This is a genomic window from Planomonospora algeriensis (assembly GCF_977012225.1).
In genome coordinates, this window is sequence record NZ_CDRNDK010000459.1 from 1 (window position 1) to 4,909 (window position 4,909).

Consider the following 4,909-nt stretch of genomic DNA (forward strand, 5'->3'; position numbering starts at 1 on the left):
TGCCCGACGGCGCGCGCCGGCGCGCGCTGCCAGCGGAGGTTCTGGCCGCAGACGTCCCGGGTGAGCAGGGAGCCGTCCGGCGCGACGCCGTACAGCGCCGGGCCGCCGCCGTACACCGACGAGCCGGCGGCGGTCAGCGCGCGCAGCGAGCGGGCCGGGCCGATCGCCTCCCAGCCGTCCGCCGGCCCCGACAGCCGGTCCAGCACGTTGCGGGTGATGCGCTCCACGACGGGATCGTGCAGGGTGTTGCCCCAGTTCACGGTGGCGGCGGTGAACACCGTGCCCGCGCCCAGGCGCATGGCGCCCATGGTGGCCATGCCGCCCTGGCCGTACCGGGCCCAGTGGCGCAGGTCCGCGGTGGCCAGGACGACGAAGGAGGGCGGCGTGCCGTCCCGGCCGGTCGCCAGCGGCACCCCGTCGACCTCGGTGAAGTCGCACGCGTCGGTCTCGTAGCCGATAGCGCCCCGGCCGAACTTGTCGCCCTCGCCCAGGTCCGTCCCCGCGAAGGCCCAGTGCTCGGGGAACCGGACGGTGTAGGACTCGTCGTGCATCCGCTGCATGTACGGTCCCCAGGTCCCGGCGCCGCGCCGGAAGCTGACCCCGATCAGGGCGTTCTCCGGCCGGTCGACCGGGGCGGCGGACCACTCGACCGTGGTCAGGGCGGGGTCCGTCGCGGCCACGGGGTCGGCGGCGGCGTCGCGGTGGCAGACCATGGTCCGCCCGCCGTCCTCCAGCCGGAACTGCCACCAGCAGGTGTTGCCGGAGAACACCGCGAGGTTGCCGCCGCGCCGGACGAACTCCTCGACGCTGTCGCGCATGCCCGCCGACCAGTACTCGTCGTGGCCGCTGACCACCAGCAGGCGGTAGCCGGACAGCAGGCCGGCGCCGTCGTGCAGGTCGAGCGCCGAGCAGTAGTCCACGTCGTACCCGGCGGGCCCGAGCCAGCGGATCATGCCCTCCTCCCAGCGCTCCGGCGGCGGGCCGCCGCCCGGCCGGTCGAAGGAGACGCGCGCGGCGCGGGCCGGCTCCTCGGCCCAGTAGAGCGACTCGCCGGGGATCCCGGCCCGGTTGTAGGCCTGCCAGGTCGGGAACGGGATCGACAGCAGGATCGGCGAGCGCGGCCGGGCGGCCCGGACCGCGAAGTACACCTCGGACTCGCCCTCGCCGGTGGTGAAGACGGCCCGGTAGAGCGAGCTCGCCCAGTCGGCCGGCACCTCGAGGGTCCAGTGCGGGCCGTCGAACGCCCCGTCGAGCACCCTCCGGCCGCAGGCGGTGTCCTCGACGGCCACCGAGCCGCGCAGCGCGCCCGCGAGGTGTGGGACAGGTGGAAGCCGAGCCGCTCGCCCTGGGCGCGGGAGGTGGACTCGGCGTAGGCGCAGACCGTCATCCTGCGGGCTCCAGGACGGCGGGCTCCAGGACGTCGTGGAAGGCCGCCTCCACCAGCAGCGACTCCAGGCCGAGCAGGTAGTGCTCCATCGCCGGGCGGGGCAGGAAGCGGGTGTCGGCGGTGAGCGAGACGCCCAGCCCGCCGGGCTCGCCGGTCACGTGCAGGCAGAACCGGCAGTTGAGCCGCTCTTGGCGCAGCGGCCAGGACAGCGCCGTGTCGGCCAGCGCCCGCCGTACCTCCGCCTCGCCCGGGGAGGCGTCCGGCCGGTCGGCGAAGCGCAGGTCGTTGAAGCAGCAGTAGGGGTGGACCTCCGTGCCGCGCTCCCGGCCCGCCTCGGCCGTCAGGCGGTCGCGGTCGCGCGGGTCGTGGTAGGCCGAGCGGTAGGCGCGCAGCGCGGCGGGCCCGGCCGCCCTCAGCAGCTCGCTGAAGGGGCCCCGGTCCAGGTCGAGCACGAACAGTCCCTCCTGGGAGAGCGTGGTGACCGCGTTCACGGTGTCGCCGCGGAAGCGGTTGCCCACGATCGGCAGCATCGCGCAGACGCCGTGCCCGGTCACCGCACCGACCATCGCGGACGCGGCGGCCAGCAGCACGGTCGAGGTGCTCGCGGAGTGCACGGCGGCGATCCGGCGGACGGCCAGGTCCATCGCCCGGGAGACGAGCTGCGCCCGCCAGATCGGCGGTCGGCGGCGGCGTCTCCGGCCGGGCGGCCGAACATGGTCGGCGGGACGCGCCGGTACTCCTGCTCCCAGTGCCCGGCCGCGATCCCGGCGACCCGGCGCCCGGCGCCGGACTCCTGCCAGCGGGCCAGGTCCAGCGGCTGCGGCGGAGGGGGACCGGGCACCGAGCCGCGCAGCAGCAGCAGCCGCAGGTCGCGCAGGACCACCTCGGCGCCGAGCCCGTCGGCGGCCAGATGGCAGAAGACCAGCACGATGTGGGTCACCTCGCCGCCGTCGACGACGAGCCCGGCCCGGAGCGGCCACTCGGCGGCGTAGTCGAACGCGGTGGCCGCCAGCTCGCCGAGGAGCCGGTCGGGGTCCCCGTCCCCGTCCCCGCCCGCGACCGCGACCGGGATCGCGCCCGCCGCCTCCAGCACCTGGTACGGCCCGGCCACCCGGGACGGGTCCCCGGGTCCCCGTCCAGGCGCGTCCGCAGCGACTCGTGCCGCGCCACCAGCGCGCCGAGCACCTCGGCCGCCCGCGCCGGGGTGAGCGGCCGGGACCGCCCGGGGACCGCGAGCACCCGGCCGAAGTTGAAGTAGCGGTCGTCCGGGGCGGTCTTCACGATGGTGTCCCAGATGGCCCGCTGGCCCCAGGTGAGCGGGGCCGTCCCGGCCCGGCCCCCCGCGAACCGGATCTCCATCAGCGGACCCCGGCGAGGTGGCGCTCCAGCGCGTCCAGGTCGTCCAGCGCGCCGATCCCGGCGGAGGACAGGTCGAACTCGATCCCGAACTCGCTCTCCACCGCGTCGATGAGCCGCATCTGCGCCAGGGAGGTGAAGCCGAGCGCGGTCAGCGGCACCTCGGCGGCCAGCGCCTCCCCGGCGGTGATCGCCCCGTCGGAGGCCGAGGCCACCATCTCGGCCAGGCGCTCCCTGGTCACGCCGCTCACGCGCCGCGCCACCGAACCGCCGTCCGCCATGCCGCCGTCCGTCACGGTGTCGTCCGCCGTGCCGTCGCCGGTCGCCCTCCGGGTCCTCGTCTCCTCAGGCACCGCCGGCTCCTCTCACGCTGAGCGGTCGCAGGTCCGTCCAGACCCGCTCGATGTGGGCCAGGCACTCCTCCCGATCACCGGAGAAGCCCTCCGCGCGCCAGCCGTCCGGGAGTTCCCGGCCGGCCGGCCAGATCGAATGCTGTTCCTCGTGGTTGACCACGACGAGATGGCTCATCCCTGGCTCCCCGCTTCCATGAGGCGTCGTGCCTCCTCTTCCGGCAGTGCGGCCAGCTCGGCGACCAGCAGCTCCTCCACCTCGGCGGCGAGCCCGGTCACGGTGCTGTGCGTGAACAGCGTGCGGATCGGCACGTCCACCTCGGCGAGCGCGCGGATCCTGGAGACGACCCGGGCGGCGCTCAGCGAGTGGCCGCCCAGGGCGAAGAAATCGTCGAAGGCGCCCACCCCGGTGACGCCGAGGACCTCGGCGAAGACCTCGGCCACCAGCTCCTCGGCGTCGCCGCGCGGGGCGACGTGCTCGCGGACCGGGGCGGGCGGCTCGGGCAGCGCGGAGCGGTCGACCTTCCCGTTGGGCGTCAGCGGGAGCGCGTCCACCACCGTGAGCGCGCCGGGCACCATGTAGCCGGGCAGCTCGCGGATCAGGTGCTCCCGCAGGCGGTCCGCCAGGTCCCGGTGCGCGTCGCAGGTGTCCGCGGTGCTTCCGGTGTCCGTGGCGCTTCCGGTGTCCGGGTCCGGGACCACGTACGCGACCAGGAGGTCGCCGCGGACGGCCACGACGGACTGCCGGACCCCCGGGCAGGCGTCCAGCACGGCCTCGATCTCGCCCGGCTCGATCCGGTGGCCGCGCAGTTTGACCTGGTGGTCGGTGCGCCCGAGGAACTCCAGGGTCCCGTCGCGGAGCAACCGGACCCGGTCGCCGGTCCGGTAGCGTCGGGAGCCGCCCGGGCCGGGGACGAACCGCTCGGCGGTCAGCGCGGGGCGGCCCAGGTAACCGGTCGCCACCCCGGCGCCGCCGATGAGCAGCTCGCCCGGGGACCCGATCGGGACCGTCCGGCCGGCCGCGTCCACGACGTGGACCGTGGTGTTGGCGATCGGCCGGCCGATCACGATCCCGCCGGGGTCGGCGGGCACCTCCCAGGCCGTGGACCAGACCGTCGTCTCCGTCGGGCCGTACACGTTGACCAGGCGTTCCACGCGCGGGCGCAGCTCGCGGGCGAGCCGGGGCGGCAGCGGCTCGCCGCCGGTGAGCGCCGTCACCCGGGGCAGGTCGCCGGTCAGCAGCACCCGCCAGCCCGACGGCGTCGCCTGCACGTGGGTGACACCGGTCTCGCGGACCAGCCGGGCGACCTGCGCGCGTCGACGGCGGCCCCGGCGTCCGCGATCACCACCCGGCCGCCGGTGACCAGCGGCAGGTACAGCTCCAGGGCGGAGATGTCGAACGAGAGGGAGGTCAGCGCGAGCCACACGTCGCGCGGGGTGGAACCGACCAGGGAGCGCATCGCCAGCAGGAAGTTCACCAGCGCCCGGTGCGGGACCGCCACCCCCTTCGGCCGCCCGGTGGACCCGGAGGTGTAGAGCACGTACGCGGTGTCGCCGGGCCGGGGCGGAGCGATCGCCCCGGTGGGGGCCGGTGCGGCGGTCGGCGCGGGGGGCAGGTCGTCCAGGGAGGTCAGCACCAGGGCGGCGGCCGAGTCCTCGAGCACGTACGCGATGCGGGCCTCGGGATAGCCGGGGTCGACCGGCAGGTAGGCCGCGCCGCTCATCACCGTGCCCAGCAGGGCGGCGAGCAGGTCCGCGCCGCGCTCCATCCGGATCGCGACCAGGGAGCCGCGGCCGATGCCCGCGGCCGCCAGCC

6 protein-coding genes and 1 pseudogene are annotated in these 4,909 nt (G+C 76.0%); all 7 read right to left on the bottom strand.

The window, feature by feature from the left end:
• The coding region (locus tag ACWJ6R_RS30190) for a N,N-dimethylformamidase beta subunit family domain-containing protein (RefSeq protein ID WP_449065479.1) at positions 1 to 1,289 on the bottom strand (1,289 nt) is incomplete at its 3' end.
• Positions 1,290 to 1,383: 94 nt separating this feature from the next.
• On the bottom strand, positions 1,384 to 2,031 hold the full coding sequence (locus ACWJ6R_RS30195; RefSeq protein ID WP_449065480.1) for a hypothetical protein: 648 nt from the start codon (positions 2,029 to 2,031) through the stop codon (positions 1,384 to 1,386).
• Entirely contained in the window at positions 1,938 to 2,498 is a 561-nt protein-coding gene (locus ACWJ6R_RS30200) for a hypothetical protein (RefSeq protein ID WP_449065481.1), read from the bottom strand. The genes ACWJ6R_RS30195 and ACWJ6R_RS30200 overlap by 94 nt, the downstream gene beginning before the upstream one ends.
• A gap of 247 nt (positions 2,499 to 2,745) precedes the next feature.
• The gene (locus tag ACWJ6R_RS30205; protein WP_449065482.1) at positions 2,746 to 3,096 is read right to left on the bottom strand and encodes an acyl carrier protein; all 351 of its coding nucleotides are present in this window, start codon (positions 3,094 to 3,096) and stop codon (positions 2,746 to 2,748) included.
• Entirely contained in the window at positions 3,089 to 3,271 is a 183-nt protein-coding gene (locus ACWJ6R_RS30210; protein ID WP_449065483.1) for an MbtH family protein, read from the bottom strand. Before ACWJ6R_RS30210 ends, ACWJ6R_RS30205 begins: the two co-directional genes overlap by 8 nt.
• Entirely contained in the window at positions 3,268 to 4,122 is an 855-nt protein-coding gene (locus ACWJ6R_RS30215) for an AMP-binding enzyme (protein WP_449065484.1), read from the bottom strand. The genes ACWJ6R_RS30210 and ACWJ6R_RS30215 overlap by 4 nt, the downstream gene beginning before the upstream one ends.
• Positions 4,099 to 4,862: pseudogene (locus tag ACWJ6R_RS30220) on the bottom strand (AMP-binding protein); the annotation flags it as partial. The gene ACWJ6R_RS30215 and the pseudogene ACWJ6R_RS30220, both read right to left, overlap by 24 nt.
• Between the last annotated feature and the right edge of the window lie 47 nt (positions 4,863 to 4,909).